Source organism: Halodesulfovibrio marinisediminis DSM 17456 (assembly GCF_900129975.1).
Lineage (GTDB): Bacteria > Desulfobacterota > Desulfovibrionia > Desulfovibrionales > Desulfovibrionaceae > Halodesulfovibrio > Halodesulfovibrio marinisediminis.
Window position 1 is genome coordinate 234,597 of sequence record NZ_FSRG01000004.1, and the last position, 17,693, is coordinate 252,289.

Sequence of the window (17,693 nt, forward strand, 5' to 3'; positions counted from 1 at the left end):
GCAAACAACGTGCCGACCTCGCAAGTAAAAGTTTTAGGAGATTCTTAAGAAGCCCTTTTTCAAAAGGGTTCTTAAGTTGCCGGAGGCAATCGATATAGGTTTGCCTCCGGCCAATTAATTACTAAAACTATTTGCTATGAAGCCCCAGCTTGTTGGCAATTGTCTTGGCAGCAGCTTCAGTGAATGCTTCAGGTGCCAGCTCTGCTTTTGCAGATTCTTCAATGACCAGCTCTGGTGCATTTGCAAGAGAAGTGTCTGGCTGTACACCGAATTCTGGCGAGAAGTTATTGCTGAAGTACATGTCCTGGAAGCCGGAGAACTTGAGCGCATGTGCGGTAGCATCAAGGATTGCAAACTCGTCTTCAGCGATGAGACCGAGTTCTTTTGCTCGTTTGAGGCCTGCGTAACATTCACCGCCCTGAGTACATGCAATGTGTCCGTTCATGTTAGCTTCGATCATGGAATCCATGATGGACTGTTCGGTTACCTGTATTACCTGGAAAGAGCCTTTGCCGCCGATAGCTTCAAACTGCTCTGCGAAACGCTTAACACGTGGGAAGGATACAGGGTTACCGATCATTGCAGCCTGTGCAACGGACGGAGTAACCGCAACCGGCTTGTATTCTCGTTTTTCAGGGTCTTCTACGCTGTAGTACTGGTATACTGGGTCTGCGTGGTGAGACTGCACACCGAATACACGTGGAAGCTCTTCGATGATGCCAAGGCGATGCAGTTTGAGGAACCCGCCCATAACAGCGGTGATGTTACCTGCGTTACCTACTGGTACGAATACGCATTTACCTTTGAGATCCCAGTCATACCACTGCGCAATTTCGAATGCGTAGGATTCCTGACCGAGAATGCGCCAGCTGTTTTTGGAGTTGAGCAGGGCAACACGGTAGTTTTCTGCAAGGTTTTCTACAACCTTCATGCAGTCATCAAATACCCCTGGGATTTCCAGTACGGTCGCACCGGAACCAAGAGGCTGAGAAAGCTGCTGCGGGGTAACTTTGCCGTGTGGCAGGAGTACTGCAGACTTGAGCGGAGAGCCGATGTGTGAGGCGTACAGAGCCGCTGCTGCGGATGTGTCACCTGTGGATGCACATACGGTAAGAACATCGTCCCAGCCGTGTTTGCGTACGAGGGCTTTTAAGTAGGCAAAAGCACACGCCATGCCGCGGTCTTTAAAAGACGCACTTGGGTTCTGACCATCGTTTTTGAAAGCAAAACGAATACCTGTTTTTTCAGCAAGGTGGTCGTTCGCTTCTACGATAGGCGTGTTACCTTCACCTAAGTAGACGATGTCTTCTTCTTCAAGAACTGGTGCCATCAATTCGTAGAAACGGAAGATGCCGCGCAGTGCGGAGTTCTTGGAAGCTGCACGGGTGTCGAACAGTTCGCGCCATTCTTCACCGGTACGTTCGGAAAGTTTTTCAAAGTCGAGGTTGTCGAGCAGGAATACGCCGCCACACTCTGGGCAGGTGTACAAAAGTTCTTCGATGCCGAAGTGTTTTCCACAACCAAGACAGTAGTATTCCATCTCTCCCCGATATTCAGGGAATACTGATGCGTTTTTCATTATGCTTGTTCCTCGTGCTTCTTTTTAAGCCACGATTTTTCTTCGCCGCGAGAGAGGCGACCGATGTTTTCTCTATGAGTCCAGAATACGAGTGCAAGCACTACGAGAGCCAAAGGAATAAAGGACCAATGACCGGACAGGAACAGGAATATAGGAAGGGTTACTACGAGTGTAAGTGAACCCAAAGACACATAACCGGAGCGCCAGATTACAAATGCACTGGCAATGCAGCTAAAAAGCATCGGGTAAAATGCCAGCGGAATAAAAACGCCAACAGTTGTTGCTACAGCTTTGCCACCTTTAAAATCAAGGAAGCAGGAACGTACATGTCCCATGAGGGCTGCAAGGGCAACAAGGCTTAAAAATAACCAGTTGTGACTGATGGTAAATGCGATTGCTACCGGAATTGCGCCTTTAAGAAGGTCACATATCAGAGTTGCAACGCCGAACTTAAAGCCACAAAGACGGGCTACGTTGGTTGCGCCAACGTTTTTACTGCCATCAAGTCGTGGATCGATTCCGCAGGTAGCTTTAGCGATAACCAGACCAAACGGGATGGAACCCATAATGTACGCGATACCAAGCCAGAGAAGTTTTGCCAGCATGTTCACTCTCCTTGCGATAGCTAATCAATACCTGCGTCTTGCTACCTACAGTTGTGTGTAGCTACAGAACAGGTTGTTAACATTCCATTGCATCCAGAATTTGGATTTCGTTATTTAAAGGGTGAACCTTGCCGATGCGAACCATAAATTGTTGCCCCGGATTCACCTTATCGCCAAATGACTTACGTCTGCCACGTACAAAAATTTGCTCGTTCGGTAAAGAAACCGTCACGAAGGCATCGTTTTCTTCAGTAACAATTGCGTCACGCCATACTTTGTCACCCTGTTGCTTGAAGTATAAGAGCTTCCAGTAACGAGGGCGGAAACGCTGAATTTGTCCTACAGAATCAAGGCGGGCATTCAGTAGAGGAAGCATGGCGGTGATTTCATCACGCGACCACTGTGCTTCACCGGTAGCAGTATAGTGTATTACTTGTGCCACGTTGACAAGGTCAGGGTAGCGTCTCAGCGGAGAAGTGATCGGACTGTAGGCATTCACACCGATACCTCTGTGTGGTCTCGGAGTTATCTCAAGAATTGCAGAAGACAGCGCTTTTACAACACGTGCGATGTCGTGCGGTTCGCTCCATACACCTACATATTCTTTTGGTACTGCTACGTCCTGTGTTCTGTGCAGCAGAGGAATGCCGTGCTCTTTTGCCCACAAAGCGACGCCGGAGTTCGCAAGAATCATCATTTCACTTACAAGCTTCATGGCCTGTGGAGTTTCATCCGCAGAAACAATATCTACTTTGATATCGCTTCCTTCTCCAGAAAGTTTAACCTTTGGATCGTTTCGTTCGATGATTACAGCACCATTGGTAATGCGCTGTTCCTGAAGCTTGTCGCTAAGTTCTGCAGCAACCTTAATCTGCTCTGTAAATACAGCGGCAGGAGTGTCTGCGCCACTACCGTTAAGGACTGCTTCAGAGTCAATGTAGGTCAGGTTTGCTGCAAGATTAACCCATACAGGAACCGGAGTACAACGCTCTAATTCACCTGTGTTACTGCATTCAATGTCAAGAACGAGCGACGGACGGTCTTCTTTTGCGTGAAGGCTGAAAAAGTCGGTGCCGAGTGCGGTTGGCATCATGTGGCAATCGCCTTCGGGCAGATAAACACTTGTGGCTCGACGCAGCACATGTTTGTCGAAACGGCTGCCGAACGGCCATGCTACAGCAGGGCAGGCAAGGGAAATACGTAAGCGATAGCCGCCGTCACCGCGGCGTTCGATGTTGAACGCGTCATCAATATCTTTGGTGGTGGCGGCGTCGATAGAAATATAGGTGCGTTCTTCCGGTTTTTGACGAACAGAAAGGCACTTGTCTTTTATCTCTTGAACATCTTTTGTGAATTCGTCTGCCCAGCAGTTGGAGCAGTCGTATGCTGCACGGTCAAGCCAGAAGTTATGGTGTGGAGGCACTAAGTCCCATGCACGAGCAAGATGCAGCGCCATATGTGGATCGTCTGGAAGGCCTTTAGCAAGTTGTTTCCATACTTGCTCAATCTCGTGGCTGTCCGGATCGCCCATGCGGCTTAAGATGATGTCTTTGAGTTGTTCTGCAACACCATTATCCGGTTCTTTTCCGAGTGCGCGGCCTTTGGAGTGTTTTTCCCATAGGCTGCGGAAAAAGCCTACACCCTGTGTGACGAGCGCTTCTCGTTCAAGACGTTTACGATCTTCTTCAAGACGTTTTTCTACTTTTTCAGCAGTGTAGATTTCAAATTCAGGCGGTTGGAATTTGAAGTGTGTTTTGCAGGCAAGCATTGCGCTGCCAAGGGCAGCAAGTTGGTCAATGGTTGGTTCTTCCCATAAGAGTTCAGCAAACCACTGGATGGATTCTTTATCTACTTCTCCCTGTGCAAAATCCCATAGTTCGAGCGCATCAATTTCAGCACTCATAGCGTCACGTTTTGCCCGATGCTCTTCTAAGATCGCACCAATTTGCTGACGTGAATGTTCACCGGAGTATGTTGGACCTGCCCATGGAAGAACACGTGAGGAAGCAAGCTTCATCTCGCGTTTGTTGATAGTAAGAAGCCGTAGTTTCCCGCCCTGTTCGTCAAGTACCCAGCCTTGCTGAGCCTTGTTACCGTGCATAAACTCTACAACACAGCCCGGCCCGGGGTACCGGACCAGAGAAGAAGAACTCATATTACCTGCTTTAGTTGATACCGGCTTATGCCGGAATTCATTCATATCTATGCGGTGTGTTTTTCACCGTGTATTTTTCGGGATGCCTCCATAGAGAAGGCGAAATTTTTTGGATGTAAGCATACAGGAATTTCCTGCGGGCGGAAATTGTTCTGCCCGCAGGAAATGCTTTTTTAATGCTTAAAGGAACGTTGAGCAGTGAAGACCATAGCTACCTGCGGTGAAGCTTCGTTTACAGCTTCGATAACTTCATGGTCACGAATAGAGCCGCCCGGTTGTGCAATAGCACTTACGCCGTGTGCGAGTGCTGCATCAACACCGTCGCGGAACGGGAAGAATCCGTCAGAAACCATTGCGGTTCCCATGAGTCCACCTTTTTCAGCGCGGGTGCGGGCTTCAATGTCGTCCAGAATAGCCTGTGCTTCTTTGTCCTTAAGCGCTTTGAGCTTAAGTTCGTACAAAGAAATTCCGTGTTCCTTACATGCCAGCATATCAGCAAATTTTGTGTATGCTTTGTGGATAGTAAGCTCTACGCAGCCAACCCTGTCCTGCTCGCCGGTACCGATAGATACGGTAGCACCGTTGCGTGCAAAGATAATAGAGTTGGAGGTAACACCTGCTTCAACAGCCCATGCAAAGAGGAGGTCGTCCGCTTCCTGTGCTGTAGGCTTACGTGCTGCTACTTCCACGCCGTCTTTTTCCGCAGTAGCAGGGATAAAGTCATCTGCTCTGAGAATGCGGTTACGGAAGGACTGCTGCATTACGATACCGCCGTCAATAAGGCTCTTGAAGTCGAGCATCGGTACGTTTACCAGCTCTTCAAGATGCGCCATTCCCGGAATTTCGAGAATACGCAGGTTCTTGCGTTTTTTCAGCTCTTCAACAACACCTTCTTCAAATGCAGGTGCTGCGACTACTTCAAAGTATGCGCTGTTAATAATTTTAGCGCACTCAAGATCCATAGGACGGTTTACCACTACCGCGCCGCCGAAAGCAGCAATGCGGTCACTCCAGAAGGCTTTATGAAGCGCATCTGCAACACCCTTGTCTGACCAAGCAGCACCGCAAGGGTTGTTGTGTTTTAAGATGAGGGCAGCCGGTTTTGCAGTAAGGTATTGCAAAATATTAATGGCGTTATCAACATCTGTCAGGTTGGTTTTACCAGGATGTTTGCCTGCCTGAAGCATGTTTTCTTCAGTCAAGGCAGAAACAAGTCCTTTGCCCGGTCCACGAAACTCTACACCACCCAGAGTAAGGGAGCCTTCAGCCAGCTCGTACACAGCTGCCGGCTGGTCAGGGTTTTCGCCGTAGCGCAGCCCTTTTTCTTCCCCGTCAATTTCCCACGTGCGCTTGCGATACACAAGCTCTTGATCGCCCAGTTGAACTTTCATCTCGGATGGAAAAGGGTCACCGAGAATGGTTTTGTACATATTCTTCAAGTCGCTCATGAGGTTTTGACTCCGCTTGTTATGTTAGTAGCCCAAATAAAACACAAACATGTGGTGCATCGCCGAGTTTAGTTGCCAAAACTCGGCAACAACACCCCCTGAGGCGCAAGAAACTATCATACAGTAGCACAGGGGGCAATTTTCATTTGAAGGCAATGGCAGATTGCAGTAGTGATTCGGTACCACCAATATTCACATGTAGAAAGGAGCAATTTACTGCTATGGAACGCGCCCTTCGAAAATTAGCTGCACAACTGAATGGATACGACGAAGCATCCCTTATGGGGTTGTGGGAAAAGTACGCAGAAAAGACAGAAAACTTTGAACCGAGTCGGGAATGGGAAGAGTCTGCGTTGATTTTCTCGTTAATTCAGGCTGTGCGCTGGAAAAACCAGCTTTTCAACCATCACTGGGCAGAGTCAGAGCAGGGTCATGTTCGCAGTCTGCCGCCACAGGCAGCTTTTGACATGGTGAAGCGTGAAGCCGAAAACGATACGCAATCAACTGTTGGGTGTAGCGGAACTAATGCTGCTCCTAAGCTCGCCAAGGTGCTCGCCTTCCGGCCTAGAAAGAGCGACTAATCCGTTGATAAGGTAATAATAGTACCGGATATTTTCCACGTAGGTTACGGCTTCATAGCCGCGACAGTAGCCGTGTCTGGTCTGTGAATAATAACGTTTCCAGGCCAGAAGCGGCAGGATGTCTTTTAATTCCTGCCACGTTTTTCCTGTGCCGCCGCGCTTCTGAGAAAGCTTAATGGCGTCAAGAACGTGCCCGTAGCCTTGGTTGTATGCAGCAAGTGTAAAGAACCACCTGTCCCATTTCTCAAGATTCTGGTCTTCCAATCTATCCCAAAGTTTACGTAAGTACATTGCCCCGCCCATGATTGACTGGTGCGGATCAATACGGTTGATGCCAAGCTCTTTTGCTGTTGCCTGTGTAATCTGCATCAGGCCGCGTACACCGGTTCTGCTGCGTGCATTGTTGTTGAAGTGTGATTCCTGAAAAATGACGGCTGCAAGCAAGAGCGGGTCTATTTCATTCTCTTCGCTCGCCTTTTTCATTGTCTTTGCATACTTCGGCATTTTTCTACGTAATGCTTTTTTCAGCTTTCCGATAACGTAATAGTTCAAATCTTCAGGGAAGAAGCCGTAATGTTTTTCTTTTAAAATAGCGACAGTGCCTTTGGCTTCAACCTCTTTCCAGAACTCTGTCAGATCCTTCTGTAATCCGGCTTCTGCAAAAAATTTGTTGCGCCAGAACCAGCGGTATGAACCGCCGTCATTGGCTTGCGATTTTGGTACTACGTCAAGGAAGAATGGTCGGAGCATGGTGAAGTTGCGTACATCGATCTGCGCTGTACCGCCTTCATCGCTGTCGAATGACATGAGGTGGTACATGTGGAAACGGTCAAAATTGACGCAGTCCACATTCTCAAGCGCGTCTTCGTTTACTGTTACAACTGTTGCGGGTGCTTCCTTGCGCTGCTCTTTTTTTTGCGGGGCTGGTGTGGTCTTGCTCAGTATTTCTTTTGCATAAGGCGTTTGACCGGAAGGTTCACTGTTTTTCCGTGGGGAAACTACTTCAGGAAGGGCATCCGCCAGAGATGAAAGGAACGTAGCATTTTCGTTATAAATTGCCTCGTCAACGCCTTCAGGAACGGAGTCCAGCAGGCTGCTGCAAAGCGCTTGAAGTTCTTTGTTGTCAGCTTGTGAGGTGTCTTTGATGGTTACAGACTGGTATTCATCATACGCAGGCCCTGCGGTGATCTTTTTTGTGTATTCTGCTGGAATATCGCCGCCGAATCCTACAAGCAGGTCTGCTTCGTCATGAGAGATGAGCTTCCATGCTTCTTCTGCGCTTTTTACACGGACAATGTTGATGGTGTAGCCCTTTTTTTTGGCAAAGCTACTTAGAAGTTCGCCATCGACGCCAAGGCCGTATGGGGAGACAAGAGAGGAAAACTGGGAGACGTTGGGCACAACAACACGTACCGGCGGAATGCGGTAGAGGTAGGTCACGATTTCCGGGCCTACCATAAGCGCTGTCTGTGCTGATATGAGGAGGAGCAGGAGTACTGCTTCCCATGAGGTGAAAAAACGTCTCTTCATAAAATCTCCGAGGCAAGGTAACGAACCGTACCTGTAGTTTTTTTCATCTTAGCGGTATTATAACATGAATCTAATACGTCGCTAGTGAAAATTTCTCCTGTAATCAATTGACGGGGATGCAAAGAGTGTATTAAGAGAAGATGCATTTTTTGCGTTCCTTGGGTAGCCAATGTCGCAAAGAAGCAGTTTCATTCCAGAAGGAGAGGCTAATGTCAAACGTAATCGTGATGGGCGCTCAGTGGGGAGACGAAGGCAAAGGTAAAATTGTTGACCTCCTTACCCGCGACATCGACGTAATCGTCCGCTTCCAGGGCGGAAATAACGCCGGTCATACTGTAATCGTAGGTGATAAGGAATACATCCTTCATCTCATCCCTTCAGGCATCCTGCACGAGGGCAAGAAATGCCTCATTGGCAACGGTGTAGTACTTGATCCGGGCGTATTTTGGAAAGAGATTGAAGGCCTTCGCGTAAAAGGACTTGATGTTAGTCCTGAACGCCTGAAAATCAGTAAAAAAACTCACCTCATCATGCCATATCATTGTGCGCTTGATGGTGCTCGTGAAGATTACAAGTCTGCTGAAGACAAAATCGGTACTACCGGTCGTGGTATCGGTCCATGCTACGAAGATAAAGCAGCCCGTATCGGCATCCGTGCCGGTGATCTTGCTGACCATGCTCTGCTTCGTTCAAAAATTGAAGCAGCTCTGGTTGAGAAGAACGCTCTGTTTACCAGCCTGTATGGTCGTGAAGCTATTTCCGTTGACGCAGTATTCGAAGAAGTTGTGGCAGCAGGTGACTGTCTTGTGCCATATCTTGCCGATGTTACTGGTGAAATCTGGGAAGCATTCGACTCTGGTAAGAACGTGATGTTTGAAGGTGCTCAGGGTATCCACCTTGACATCGACCACGGTACTTACCCGTTCGTAACCTCTTCCAATACTGTTGCAGGTAACGCATCAGCTGGCGGCGGCATTCCAGCGAACCGTCTTGATCGTATTATTGCAATCGTTAAAGCTTACACAACCCGTGTTGGTGCAGGTCCGTTCCCGACTGAACTCTTCGATGAAGACGGCACTTACCTGCAGGAAAAAGGCCACGAGTTTGGTGCTACTACCGGCCGTCGCCGTCGTTGCGGTTGGCTTGATCTCGTTGTTCTCGGTGAGACAGCACGTCTCAACGGTCCTACTGACATTGCTCTTACCAAGCTTGATGTTCTCAGCGGTATGAAAGAAATCAAAATCTGCACCGCATACGAGTACAAAGGTGAACGTGTTACCGTTATCCCTCAGGATCAGGGCGCTCTTGGCGACTGCACTCCAGTGTACGAAACTGTTCCAGGTTGGGATGAGGACATCACCAAGGCAACTAAATGGGAAGATCTTCCAGAAAATTGTCAGAAGTACATTGAACGCATTGAAGACCTCACAGGTGTACGCGTAAGCATCATCTCTGTTGGCCCTGAACGCGATCAGACCATCATGCGCTAATTCCCCGGAGGTAACGGTTTGGGTATGTCAAAAGACCAAGTAACCCAGTCCGCTCTGGAGCCTCATGATATTATAGCCCCGTCTCTGGATGCTCGTCATGCCAGAGTGCGGGGCTTTATTGAGCAGCTCGCAGAAGATCCGCCACAAGTTGTCCTGTTCGAAGGTGGAACCGCCGACGAACGTGAAGCTGTGGCGCTCTATTGGGCTGCGCGCCTTAATTGCGTCAATTCCCCCGCGCCATGTCTGGAATGCAGTGCATGCAGGCAGATGATTACAAAATCTTCGCGCGATCTATTTTTCTTCGACGGACGAGCAGGCTCCATCGGTTTTGACGGTGAGCCGAACAATACCGGTACCATCAAGATTGAATGGATCCGTGAACTTCGTTCCATCCTCGGCGAGCCGCCCCGATCTGAAAAGAAACGCGTGGTCGTTCTTTTCGAAGCTCAATCTTTGAGCATCGCATCGGCTAACGCCCTCCTCAAGTCACTTGAGGAACCGCGCCCAAACACAAGTTTTCTTCTTCTCGCTCCGCAGCGTGAGCGTCTGTTGCCAACTCTTGTTTCAAGAAGCTGGGTGGTCACTCTTGCATGGCCAACAGGTGAAACGTCTTCTGCTTTTTCTGATGACGTACATGAATGGTCAGATGTGCTTGCGAACTTTATGGTTGAAGGTACAGGGCTTCTTGCCAAAACAGGTACTCGTGGTGCGCTGGATGCGCCACTAGCAACGTATCTTATAGTTCACTGTCAGCATGAACTCGCTAATGCCATAACTGGTAGGAAGGGTGGTGAGTTGGCGCGTCTGTTCGCGCAGCTTGATATGGGGCGTCAGCGTAAGCTGGATGAAGTGCTTAGTGAGTGTCAGGATTCTCTTAACGCGCTAGTCTCTCCGCCACTCGTAATCGATTGGCTGGGAACAAAGCTCTACCTTCTCGCCAAATTTGCTGCCAAATCTAGCGGACGAATTATTCGATAGTTTTTTGCCGTCGTCTTGCTTCCGGCTGGCTTGAGACTTTTTTATCTCCTTCAGTTCCCCTCCTAAAAATTTTTATTAGGTGAGAGCATTTCGTTCGTAACCTTTTCATGGGTGAATTTGCTAACTTGAATAACGAAAAGAGGCTGTCCTAACTATGTAGGGCAGCCTCTTTGGTTTCAACGAAAGGTGTTTTGTTTGCCGATGGTATCCCGCTGATAAGCGCTGTCAGAGCGCTAGTTGAACGAATACATTCTCTTTTAAGAAGTGAATAGTTTGTTCGTAATGCTTGTTGTCAGTGCAAACAAGAAAAACGGGATAAGTATATGGTCGGCTGGAGTCAGAAGTTTCACAGGGGTAGTGTTGCACTACCTCTGTGTCATTTTTTTTAATTTAGGATAAACTTTTTCGGATTTAGAGCTACGCCGTTCAGCTTAACCTCGTAGTGAAGGTGGGGGCCAGTTGAGCGTCCTGTGTTGCCCATGTAAGCAATTAATTCACCGCGCTTAACCTTTTGACCTTTCTTCACCAAATATCGTTTCAGGTGAGCATACCGTGTGATGACCCCTGCGCCGTGGTTGACCATGAGGTTGATACCGTAACCGCCGCCTGTGCCTGTAAATGATACACGTCCGTCGGCTGTAGCGTAAATAGGGGTGCCAATGCGGTTGGCGATATCTATACCTTTGTGGAAATCTCTACGACCGGTGAAGGGAGAGCGACGAGGGCCGAATGGTGAAGCCACCCAGCCTTCTGTAGGCCAGATAGACGGTGTTGCGGCCAGTAGGCGCTGGTTTTTGCGGAATGTCTGAATTAATTCCTGCTGGTTTACTTCTTCCAGCCGAACTTCTGTGTTGAGGTCTTTTAAGAAGCTGTGAATTTTCCGTGCAAGAAGTTCCTGCCTGTGAATCGGCAGGTAGTTGTCAGTAAAATCTTTTGTTTTTGCTCCGCCTACAGCAGAGGCTGTATCGCCTTGATCCTTATCAAGGTTGATCATAATACGCAGTTTTGTATCGAATTGTTGAACGCGTTGAAGGTCTTTTTGAACAATACGGAGTTTGTCCACCATGCTTAAAATTTGGCTGTTCTGTTCAAAAATGGTTTTCTCTGAGTCAGCAAGGTCCTGCGCAAGGACTTGTGATTGATGGTAGTATTTCCAAAGGTAGATGTTTCCCGCTGAGAGAGAAAGGAGCAAAAAGAGGATGCCTACAAAAAACCAGCCGCGCAGGCTAACTTTTTTGCAGTGCCCCTGATTGTCCTTGAAGACAACAACATGATAGCGATTAAACAGCATATTATCTTTCGAATGCTCGGAAGTTAGGGTGAAAAAAATAATTTTTGGAGATTACTTCTCTTTAGAGTCAAGTGTCAAGCCGAGCTGCCATCTGGTAAGGCCGTTAAATACGTTTTGCTTCAGGTTCTTATACTTGCCTGCAAGCTCCCAGAAGTCGTCCATTACGTCCTTGCGGCGGGAGTCAAATGCGGAAGGGCACGGGTTGTCCCACAGCGGTAGATTCCATTGCTTGACGCATTTTCGGATGATGTCTTTTTTGACCATAAGTAACGGCCTGATAACTGTTAGATCGCCATTAAAGAAATCTTCTTTAATTGACATGCCACGAACGCTACCGCCTTCGTACAGGTTCATTAAAAATGTTCCGACCAAGTCGTCCGCATTATGTCCGAAAGCAAGGTGAGTGAGGTTGTACTGTTTGCAGAGCTCAAACAGTCGGGTGCGGCGTTTCATGGCGCAGTAAAAGCAGGGAGAGTTGTTGCGGTTTACATCGGAATGCGCATCGGGGCCGTCTGTGGTTGTCTCGATGTGATATGGAATGCCGTGCTCTACGAGCCATGGGGCAAGTGGGGCGTGGCATGTGCTGTCAAAGCCCGGATTGATGTGCAGGGCCATCATTTCAAACTTGAATGGAACAATTTTCTGGCGGTAAAGAAGAGTCTGCATGAGTACCCAGCTGTCCATGCCGCCGGACATTGCGACGCCAATACGTGCGCCGGGATGAATCATTTCGGTTTGTTGCATCAGCTTGCCTGCGCTGCCGATGCACTGTTTTTGAACGTAGCTTAGTTTTTCTTTTGCCATGAATTCTCCTGACAGACTTTCCGTTTACTTTTATTTTTTCACGTTGTGCAGATGAAAAAAGACGGGTGAAGTCTGGTCGTTTCTTTCGATATGGTTCCTGTTTTGTGGGGCCATAAGTATGACGCACTGAACAGGGCTGTAGAGGCATTAACAGGCTGGTGCAGCATTCTGCAAGTCTGATTTGCTGTGAACTTTCAAACGGAAAATAATGTAAAGAAAGGCACTGTAATGGCGGGCAGGTATGTGGAGATAGTGTAAAAAGTCACGTTTTGTTGACAGACATTGTATAGGGGGGTATACTGCAAAGCTTGCCGGATGGTCTGCGTTTTTTTTGTTGTTTACATCGGCAGGGAGTCCTGCAAACGCAGTTAGCCGTATTTTTGTGATGATGGCGATGGTACCAGACGTTATCATTAACTAAACCGTTGAACGGTTGTTTATGAAAAAAACATTACTAGTAGCAATTGCTCTGCTTCTTCTCTCTGCCGGAGTTGTAGCAGGAGTACAAAAATATCAGCGCACTAATTCATCGCGCGTGAGCAATGCTTCTTGGTTTACACAACCGTCCGAGGTTGTAGAGAAGATTAATCTACTAAATAACAGCGGCCATTTTTCTTTTGTACGGGAAAAAGGACGCTGGTTTATTTTGTTCAACGGTAAAAAGTGTCTTGCCCGTCAAGACGTTATTGAGTCTTTATTCACGAAACTGCGTGAAATGCCTCCACAAAACTGTGCTGAGGTAGAACCTGAAAAGATACTCGATTACGGTCTGGACAACCCGAAAATTCGGATTACTTTATCCGGAAAGAATATCTGGCACCTCGGCATTGGACATTCCACTGCAAGTGGTGAGATCTTTTATGCCAGAAAAGGTGATGGTCAGGTTTGTATGGTTCCTCCAGAGATTGTTAATCTGCTGGATCAGCCTGTTGCAACCTTTATTGATTCTCGACTCCTTGCTGTCCCAGCAGATCGCATTACAAAGATTAGAATGCAGGGAGAAAGTACAGGGACTTGGGAAATAGAACGTTCTGATGATGGATTTACCTTTACGTATCCTGAAGCTCTTAAGAAGCACACTGTAAATCAAAAATCAGCAGATCTGTTTATCCATACGCTTGTTAATGGCGGAGCATCCTGCGAATCGAATGAAAAGTTGTTAGGTGCTGTTGCTGATTTTTCGATTTCTGTATGGCAGAAAGGCTCGTCTGAGCCGACCACGCTTGTTGTTTTTAAGCGTGATGACGACAAAGATGAGTATAAAGCAAAAGATAGCCGACAGCCTGATCCGGTGGAACTTTCCTCTGGTCTTGTGAACCAGCTGAAAGTTACAGCATTTGCTTTGCAGGAAAAGCCAATTTTTGATGTTAATGTCGGCGAGGCGGTAAAGCAGAAGCTTAGCCGTATCGACGGCAAACAAGTTCGGAATATCACCATCACGAAGACGACGGAAGGCTGGGTGGACGACCTGACTAACCAAGAACTTACGGGGATGGATTTATTTATTTGGCGGCTTGGAGAGTTGCAGTACCAGAGTTTGCCGGTTCGTAACAGACCGGAAAGTGCATTGCTTTCTTTAAGTTGGAATATTTATGCAGCGGAAGGCGTTCCGCTTGTAGAGTTGTATTTTTACACCGACCCAGAACTTCCTGAGGGAATCAGTTGGGTTCGGTTACAAAGGGAAAGCGTGTGGTACCCCGTGTCGAGCAAGCTAATGCGAGACTTGCGGGCACGTCTTCCTTTTACTCGGTAACATTTTTGTTGAAAAAACGGCACTGCCGCATTCATACATAAGGAGTCCTCAATGGCCCGCATTACAGTAGAAGACTGTCAGGAACGTGTAGATAACCGTTTCCTTCTTGTTCAGATGGCAATTAAACGTGTTCATCAATTCCGTGAAGGCTATGAACCTCTCGTTGAGAGCAAGAACAAAGAAGTTGTTACTGCTCTTCGTGAAATCGCAGAAGGTAAAGTGGTTGCTGACGGTGTTGATATGAAGATTGGTTACGAACAGGAAGACGCTGAATAGTTTCTATGAGCCAGAGAGATTATTATGAGGTACTCGGGGTTTCCCGATCAGCCTCTGCAGACGAAATCAAACGCGCGTATCGTAAAAAAGCAATGGAGTTTCATCCGGACCGAAATCCGGATAACCCTGAAGCTGAGCAGAAGTTTAAGGAAGCCTCTCAGGCTTACGAAGTACTGCACGATACTGACAAGCGTAGCCGTTATGATCAGTTTGGTCATGCCGGTGTTGATGGCAACGGTTTTGGTGGCTTCAATAACGCAGAAGATATCTTCGGTTCTTTCGGTGATATCTTCGGTGATTTCTTCGGCTTTAACATGGGTGGCGGCTCTCGCGGCCCTCGTGCTCAGGCTGGCGCGGACTTACGTTACAATTTGACGGTTTCTTTCCGCCAGGCTGCTCATGGTGATGAAGTCACACTGAAGATCCCTAAGAACGTTATCTGTGATGAATGTGACGGTTCCGGTGCTGCACCGGGAACTTCCGTTGAAACATGTAGTCACTGTCATGGTTCTGGGCAGGTTCGCCAGAGTCAGGGGCCATTCTCTATTTCTCGACCATGTCCGGTTTGTGGCGGCTCAGGACAGATTATTCCTAATCCATGTCCAAAGTGCCGTGGTGTAGGCATTGTTAAGGAAACCAAAGAGCTGCAGGTAAAAGTTCCTGCCGGTGTTGATACTGGTAACCGTCTGCGCTTGCGTGGAGAAGGTGAGCCGGGAATTCATGGTGGCCCTCCGGGTGATCTGTATGTTGTTATCACCGTTGAAGAAGATAAGACCTTTGAGCGTCAGGGACAGCACCTGATTATCCAAAGGGAAATTTCTTTTGTTCAGGCAGCACTGGGTGATAAGATTGAAGTGCCTACGCTGGATGAGCCGATCACTATGGATATTCCGAAAGGAACCCAGAGTGGTGAAGTTTTCCGTATGAAGGGATATGGTCTGCCTAACCTTGGATATGGAGCGCAGCAGGGTGATTTGATGGTTGAAATTATCGTCAAAACACCTACCAAGCTTTCCAAGCGTCAGGAAGAGTTGCTTCAGGAGTTCGCAGAACTTGAAGAAGAAAAGCCTTTCTCCAAGGTTAAGAAAATGTTTAAAAAAGCCGGAAAAGCAATGGGGGTTGATTAATGGGCGAGAAGAGTTTTTCCCACATGGACACAGACGGTTCAATCACGATGGTGGATGTTGGTGATAAAGACGATACCCGCCGAACCGCAATTGTTAGGACTGTGGTTGAAGTCTCTTCAAATACCCTTGATCTGCTTCTTCGTCAGGCACTGCCGAAAGGTGATGTGCTGACAACCGCTAAGGTGGCCGGAATTCAGGCTGCTAAACGTACATGGGAGCTTATTCCCTTGTGTCATCCGCTCTTTTTGAGCTACGTTGACGTACGCTTTGAAATCGATAAAGCACAGAATGCCATTAAAATTGAAGCGGAAGCCCGCACTACATCACAGACTGGTGTAGAGATGGAAGCGCTTATGGCTGCCCAGACTGCTGCCATGACAATTTATGACATGTGCAAAGCTGTGCAGAAAGATATTATCATCCGCGATTGTCGTCTTGTTTACAAGGCCGGTGGCAAGAGTGGTGTGTTTCAGGCCGAATAATTGTGCTGGACACAGGACAAAGAGTTAAAGCCCTTGCTATATGCAAGGGCTTTTTCTTTATATATCAAGTCAGTTAAAACTTTTGTGAATGCTTATTGACATCTCGTTGATCTGGCGGTATTAACAACTATTACTATTAACAGGGGGTGCACATATGGCTGTACAGACTCGTATGACCAAGCAGCGCAAAGTTATTTTAGAAGAGCTCTGCAAGGTTACTACTCACCCTACAGCAGATGAAGTGTACGACATGGTCAGACAGCGGTTGCCACGCATTAGTCTGGGCACAGTTTATCGTAACCTTGATGTGCTTGCAGAGAGCGGAGATGTCCTTAAGCTTGAACATGCAGGATCACAGAAACGGTTTGACGGTAATACAAATCCTCATGCTCATGTTCGTTGTAGCATTTGTGGTAAAGTAGGCGATGTTATGAACGCTGAATATGTCGCTTCAGCTCAGGGTGCAGTTGCTCCCGGCTTTACTATCCATGCCGCACACATTGAGTTTGAAGGTGTATGTGACGCTTGCCAGACACATAATTAGTGCACATTCCGCGGGGTAGATGAGAAATCGTCTACCCTTTTTATTTCCTGAAAAAACGGACAGCAGTTATCTTTCTGCTGTCCGTTCTTTTTTTAGCCAGAAGAGCTGGAGTGTGCACATTTTTTGTAATTACTTGGTAAGTTGTGTATAATTTTCTTTTGATAAACTAGAAATATACACGTGCTTTGACTGGTGTGATTTTTATGGGTTTTGCTTCTTACTTATTAAAATAAAAAGGAAAAAAGTAACGGGGTAAAGAAAGGGAACTGTCTGTCGATTAGAGAAAATCGGGGGCGATGGGTAATAAGCGATAGAAGGGGGATTCTGTATTTTGTGCACAAGTTATTCTGCAGGGTAGGGATCTGCTGAATCTGGGTATAGTTGCACAGAATAACACAGCTTATAAAACCCAAAGCCCCCTCTTAACAAGGTGGCGTTTTTACCTTGTTAACAATTTGTGAATATCTGTTCGTGACGCTAGATAGGGAAAGTATCTAACCCCTAAAAATTAAAACAGTTCTTCAGGGCTGTATATAGAGCTTTGTTCCATTTCATCCTGAGTCTGCTTTTCTCGCTGCCGTTCGGCTCGGCGTGCAGCACGGCGAAGGGTAGCTTCCTGAAGTCTGCGCTCTTGTGTTTTGGTTTCAACAATGAGAGGAGGGGAAGATGTAGGCTTTTTCTCCGGACTCATTGCGACAAAGGTAAGATAGGCGGAAGCTACATGTCGGATATTTCCTGTAAATAGATCTTCTGATTCAACCCGAACACCTACTTCCATAGATTTGGAACCCACGAAATTGACACTGGATTTAAGCATCATCAGCTCTCCTACGTGGACGGGGGCCTTGAATTCCATACGATCAATTGAGGCAGTGACAACAGAGCACCCTCTGGCATGACGCATGGCGCATACAGCACCTGCAAGGTCAATGTGCTTCAAGATTACTCCACCATGCACATTTCCTGCGGCATTTGTATCACCAGGTAGTGCGCGATGAGTCATGAAAGTTTCACTGCTGGATATACTCCGTCCTTTCATATGGCCTCTCT

At 47.5% G+C, this 17,693-nt stretch carries 16 protein-coding genes; 8 read left to right on the plus strand and 8 right to left on the minus strand.

From position 1 onward, the window contains the following. Positions 1 to 127: 127 nt before the first annotated feature. The 4 genes from thrC to BUR09_RS05625 all read right to left on the minus strand — a co-directional run bounded on the left by thrC (position 128) and on the right by BUR09_RS05625 (position 5,787). Positions 128 to 1,579 (minus strand): threonine synthase, encoded by a 1,452-nt coding sequence (thrC, locus tag BUR09_RS05610; RefSeq protein ID WP_074215977.1) that lies wholly within the window; start codon positions 1,577 to 1,579, stop codon positions 128 to 130. Further along, on the minus strand, positions 1,579 to 2,184 hold the full coding sequence (gene plsY / locus BUR09_RS05615) for a glycerol-3-phosphate 1-O-acyltransferase PlsY (protein ID WP_074215978.1): 606 nt from the start codon (positions 2,182 to 2,184) through the stop codon (positions 1,579 to 1,581). Before plsY ends, thrC begins: the two co-directional genes overlap by 1 nt. 76 nt (positions 2,185 to 2,260) lie before the next feature. Beyond that, positions 2,261 to 4,339 (minus strand): ribonuclease catalytic domain-containing protein, encoded by a 2,079-nt coding sequence (locus BUR09_RS05620; protein WP_074215979.1) that lies wholly within the window; start codon positions 4,337 to 4,339, stop codon positions 2,261 to 2,263. 173 nt (positions 4,340 to 4,512) lie between these two features. Next, a complete protein-coding gene (locus BUR09_RS05625) occupies positions 4,513 to 5,787 on the minus strand; it encodes an IMP cyclohydrolase (protein ID WP_074215980.1) in 1,275 nt (424 codons plus the stop codon). Positions 5,788 to 6,008: 221 nt separating this feature from the next. On the opposite strand from BUR09_RS05625, the gene BUR09_RS05630 reads away from it, so the two are divergent. Beyond that, a complete protein-coding gene (locus BUR09_RS05630) occupies positions 6,009 to 6,368 on the plus strand; it encodes a hypothetical protein (RefSeq protein WP_074215981.1) in 360 nt (119 codons plus the stop codon). Here the strand turns inward: BUR09_RS05630 and BUR09_RS05635 are convergent. Next, positions 6,288 to 7,898, minus strand: a complete 1,611-nt coding sequence (locus BUR09_RS05635) for a transglycosylase SLT domain-containing protein (RefSeq protein ID WP_074215982.1) — start codon at positions 7,896 to 7,898, stop codon at positions 6,288 to 6,290. The two genes, BUR09_RS05630 and BUR09_RS05635, sit on opposite strands and share 81 nt — an antisense overlap. A 209-nt stretch (positions 7,899 to 8,107) precedes the next feature. Between BUR09_RS05635 and BUR09_RS05640 the strand changes: the two genes are divergently transcribed. Continuing rightward, positions 8,108 to 9,388: an adenylosuccinate synthase gene (locus tag BUR09_RS05640; RefSeq protein WP_074215983.1), complete on the plus strand. Its 1,281-nt coding sequence runs from the start codon at positions 8,108 to 8,110 to the stop codon at positions 9,386 to 9,388. A gap of 24 nt (positions 9,389 to 9,412) precedes the next feature. Beyond that, positions 9,413 to 10,366: a DNA polymerase III subunit delta' gene (locus tag BUR09_RS05645; protein ID WP_074215984.1), complete on the plus strand. Its 954-nt coding sequence runs from the start codon at positions 9,413 to 9,415 to the stop codon at positions 10,364 to 10,366. Positions 10,367 to 10,751: 385 nt separating this feature from the next. On the opposite strand, the gene BUR09_RS05650 is transcribed toward BUR09_RS05645, so the two are convergent. Together BUR09_RS05650 and BUR09_RS05655 are read right to left on the minus strand one after the other, a co-directional pair. Next, positions 10,752 to 11,657, minus strand: coding sequence for a M23 family metallopeptidase (locus BUR09_RS05650; RefSeq protein WP_074215985.1), 906 nt, complete (start codon positions 11,655 to 11,657; stop codon positions 10,752 to 10,754). A gap of 51 nt (positions 11,658 to 11,708) precedes the next feature. Next, positions 11,709 to 12,461, minus strand: a complete 753-nt coding sequence (locus tag BUR09_RS05655; RefSeq protein ID WP_074215986.1) for a tRNA lysidine(34) synthetase — start codon at positions 12,459 to 12,461, stop codon at positions 11,709 to 11,711. Positions 12,462 to 12,900: 439 nt separating this feature from the next. Between BUR09_RS05655 and BUR09_RS05665 the strand changes: the two genes are divergently transcribed. The 5 genes from BUR09_RS05665 (at position 12,901) to BUR09_RS05685 (ending at position 16,643) form a co-directional block, all read left to right on the plus strand. Beyond that, positions 12,901 to 14,214 carry a DUF4340 domain-containing protein gene (locus BUR09_RS05665; RefSeq protein ID WP_074215988.1) on the plus strand — a complete coding sequence of 438 codons (1,314 nt, stop codon included), beginning with the start codon at positions 12,901 to 12,903 and terminating at the stop codon, positions 14,212 to 14,214. Positions 14,215 to 14,265: 51 nt separating this feature from the next. Continuing rightward, the gene (gene rpoZ / locus BUR09_RS05670; protein ID WP_074215989.1) at positions 14,266 to 14,490 is read left to right on the plus strand and encodes a DNA-directed RNA polymerase subunit omega; all 225 of its coding nucleotides are present in this window, start codon (positions 14,266 to 14,268) and stop codon (positions 14,488 to 14,490) included. A 5-nt stretch (positions 14,491 to 14,495) separates the two neighbouring features. Further along, positions 14,496 to 15,617 (plus strand): molecular chaperone DnaJ, encoded by a 1,122-nt coding sequence (gene dnaJ, locus BUR09_RS05675; RefSeq protein WP_074215990.1) that lies wholly within the window; start codon positions 14,496 to 14,498, stop codon positions 15,615 to 15,617. Then, positions 15,617 to 16,099 carry a cyclic pyranopterin monophosphate synthase MoaC gene (gene moaC, locus BUR09_RS05680; RefSeq protein WP_074215991.1) on the plus strand — a complete coding sequence of 161 codons (483 nt, stop codon included), beginning with the start codon at positions 15,617 to 15,619 and terminating at the stop codon, positions 16,097 to 16,099. The genes dnaJ and moaC overlap by 1 nt, the downstream gene beginning before the upstream one ends. Positions 16,100 to 16,253: 154 nt before the next feature. Continuing rightward, positions 16,254 to 16,643 (plus strand): Fur family transcriptional regulator, encoded by a 390-nt coding sequence (locus BUR09_RS05685; RefSeq protein ID WP_074215992.1) that lies wholly within the window; start codon positions 16,254 to 16,256, stop codon positions 16,641 to 16,643. Positions 16,644 to 17,151: 508 nt separating this feature from the next. Here the strand turns inward: BUR09_RS05685 and BUR09_RS05690 are convergent. Beyond that, positions 17,152 to 17,682: an acyl-CoA thioesterase gene (locus BUR09_RS05690; RefSeq protein ID WP_074215993.1), complete on the minus strand. Its 531-nt coding sequence runs from the start codon at positions 17,680 to 17,682 to the stop codon at positions 17,152 to 17,154. Positions 17,683 to 17,693: the final 11 nt, after the last annotated feature.

What these genes read in the sequence shown, in the direction of transcription:
- BUR09_RS05685 (WP_074215992.1), top strand. Translation starts at nt 16,254, where the DNA reads ATGGCTGTACAGACTCGTATGACCAAGCAGCGCAAAGTTATTTTAGAA.
- thrC (WP_074215977.1), bottom strand. Translation starts at nt 1,579, where the DNA reads ATGAAAAACGCATCAGTATTCCCTGAATATCGGGGAGAGATGGAATAC.
- BUR09_RS05665 (WP_074215988.1), top strand. Translation starts at nt 12,901, where the DNA reads ATGAAAAAAACATTACTAGTAGCAATTGCTCTGCTTCTTCTCTCTGCC.
- BUR09_RS05655 (WP_074215986.1), bottom strand. Translation starts at nt 12,461, where the DNA reads ATGGCAAAAGAAAAACTAAGCTACGTTCAAAAACAGTGCATCGGCAGC.
- BUR09_RS05635 (WP_074215982.1), bottom strand. Translation starts at nt 7,898, where the DNA reads ATGAAGAGACGTTTTTTCACCTCATGGGAAGCAGTACTCCTGCTCCTC.
- BUR09_RS05690 (WP_074215993.1), bottom strand. Translation starts at nt 17,682, where the DNA reads ATGAAAGGACGGAGTATATCCAGCAGTGAAACTTTCATGACTCATCGC.
- plsY (WP_074215978.1), bottom strand. Translation starts at nt 2,184, where the DNA reads ATGCTGGCAAAACTTCTCTGGCTTGGTATCGCGTACATTATGGGTTCC.
- rpoZ (WP_074215989.1), top strand. Translation starts at nt 14,266, where the DNA reads ATGGCCCGCATTACAGTAGAAGACTGTCAGGAACGTGTAGATAACCGT.
- BUR09_RS05650 (WP_074215985.1), bottom strand. Translation starts at nt 11,657, where the DNA reads ATGCTGTTTAATCGCTATCATGTTGTTGTCTTCAAGGACAATCAGGGG.
- dnaJ (WP_074215990.1), top strand. Translation starts at nt 14,496, where the DNA reads ATGAGCCAGAGAGATTATTATGAGGTACTCGGGGTTTCCCGATCAGCC.
- BUR09_RS05630 (WP_074215981.1), top strand. Translation starts at nt 6,009, where the DNA reads ATGGAACGCGCCCTTCGAAAATTAGCTGCACAACTGAATGGATACGAC.
- BUR09_RS05640 (WP_074215983.1), top strand. Translation starts at nt 8,108, where the DNA reads ATGTCAAACGTAATCGTGATGGGCGCTCAGTGGGGAGACGAAGGCAAA.
- BUR09_RS05620 (WP_074215979.1), bottom strand. Translation starts at nt 4,339, where the DNA reads ATGAGTTCTTCTTCTCTGGTCCGGTACCCCGGGCCGGGCTGTGTTGTA.
- BUR09_RS05625 (WP_074215980.1), bottom strand. Translation starts at nt 5,787, where the DNA reads ATGAGCGACTTGAAGAATATGTACAAAACCATTCTCGGTGACCCTTTT.
- moaC (WP_074215991.1), top strand. Translation starts at nt 15,617, where the DNA reads ATGGGCGAGAAGAGTTTTTCCCACATGGACACAGACGGTTCAATCACG.
- BUR09_RS05645 (WP_074215984.1), top strand. Translation starts at nt 9,413, where the DNA reads ATGTCAAAAGACCAAGTAACCCAGTCCGCTCTGGAGCCTCATGATATT.